The sequence below is a fragment of the Sphingomonas sp. genome (assembly GCF_025353885.1).
Classification (GTDB): Bacteria; Pseudomonadota; Alphaproteobacteria; order Sphingomonadales; family Sphingomonadaceae; genus Sphingomonas_O.
In genome coordinates this window covers 1-1,707 of record NZ_JANXNX010000020.1, presented here as the reverse complement: position 1 = coordinate 1,707, position 1,707 = coordinate 1, and the positions used below count along the sequence as shown (strand labels likewise).

The window sequence follows — 1,707 nt, the reverse complement described above, 5'->3', positions numbered from 1 at the left end:
GCCAGTTCGTTGGTCCTGTCGATATAGGACAGCGGATTGAACCGCGCTGTGCGGCCTTCGGGCTCGAACGGATCGAACATGATCACGCGCTGGCGCAACCCGACCGAACGGAAGCCGGCAGTCAGCGCATAATTCTCCTTTTTCATATCGAGAACGACCGTCGATCCCGCCCAGCGGAGCAGATTCATAACCACGATGGATACGCCCTTGCCGGTCCGTGTCGGGGCTTCCAGCAGGACATGGCGTCTCCGCCCGAGCACGAGATCCTTGCCCGCAACGCGCCCTAAAAAGATACCCTGCTGTGCCCTGAGGCCATGGCGTTTCAGGCGACCGGATCTTTCCCAATGCGCTTCACCGTAAAGTCGGGTTCGTTTCCGGAAGAGGTAGAAGAGCATCGCGCCGATCGGAACCGCTGTGCCAAACATGCCCCGCAGCAGCCAGCCCATGACAAATGGGTTGTGGCGATAATACCAATAGTAGGCCGGTAGGATCAGCGGACTGGTATCGGCATGCCACGCCTGCATGAACAGCATTGCGGCGATGCCGCCAAAAAACAGCGATAGCGCGAGCCAGATCACCGTCATCCCGGCATAGAAGACCTTGTCTTCAATCGACATGGCGCATCCCCGAATCTGATTTCAAATCAGCGAACCGGATCATAAAAGATCTCGGTCACGGCAAAGCGGCCATCTACTTTTTTGGTTTGGACGACGACATCGACAAGCAGCCGGAGCAGGCTGCGAATGTCGGCACGGACGAGATCGCGGCCGCCATTTGATTCCTTCACAAGCAATGTCAGTTGCTCGAAGGCCAACTCAGCGGAATCCGCATGGACTGTCGTAATTGACCCCGGGTGCCCTGAATTTACATTCCGCAGATAGTAGAAGGCTGTCCCGTCGCGAAGCTCCTGAAGCAATATGCGATCGGGGCGCATACGGAGGGATGCCTCCAACAGTTCTTTGGGGCCAATTTTCGCCTGACCCTGACCGTCCTTGGAATAAAGCATGTGGACAACATTACGGTGGGGCAGCATCAATTCACGCGTGTCTTCGATGGTCAGCAGCCGTTCCTCTGGTGGGATCAAGTGCATCAGCGCCTTCGAAAGCGTTGTTTTGCCCGATCCGGTTGCGCCCGAAATCAGTATATTCTTTTTCGATTTCACCGCGAGCGACAGGAACTCGGGCCAACGGCCCGCGACTTTAAGTGCCAGCAATTCGGCGTCTGCCGTCGTGTCGCGCCCGACTGCTCCGCTTGTAGATTCAAACAATCCACCAGCGGTCAATTCGTCAAGGCCGAAGGTGCGCGTTGACGGTTTTCGGATCGTGATCGAATAGCCACCTGAAACCGTAGCAGGCGGCGTCACGATCTGGACGCGCTCGCCACCGGGGAGCGAGGTGGCACACATTGGTTTTGCCGGGGACATATCCTGGCGGGTATACCCAGCCGCCGCGGTGCCGAGCGTCGTCAGCCAGTCGAGAGTCAGCTCGGGCATTTCATGCCACTGCCACACGCCCTGTCGTTCGATGGCCACTTCGCCCGGTCGATTGATGACCAGTTCGGTTACATCATGGGGCTCAAGCAGTAAGGCGAGAGGGGCCATATGGTGGGTGAGAACCCCGTGATCGACCACGCTATGGCCGAAGCGACAGCGAGTAGACGTTTGAAAAGTCAAAGTCGCGTGCCGCAAAGATCGCCATTTCGACGCCC

At 57.6% G+C, this 1,707-nt stretch carries 2 protein-coding genes; both read right to left on the bottom strand.

The window, feature by feature from the left end:
* A partial coding sequence (locus Q0R02_RS02420; protein WP_293880492.1) for a type IV secretory system conjugative DNA transfer family protein occupies window positions 1-617 on the bottom strand: 617 nt, incomplete at its 3' end.
* A 26-nt stretch (window positions 618-643) separates the two neighbouring features.
* Window positions 644-1,630, bottom strand: coding sequence for a P-type DNA transfer ATPase VirB11 (virB11, locus tag Q0R02_RS02415; RefSeq protein WP_293880490.1), 987 nt, complete (start codon window positions 1,628-1,630; stop codon window positions 644-646).
* Window positions 1,631-1,707 lie beyond the last annotated feature (77 nt).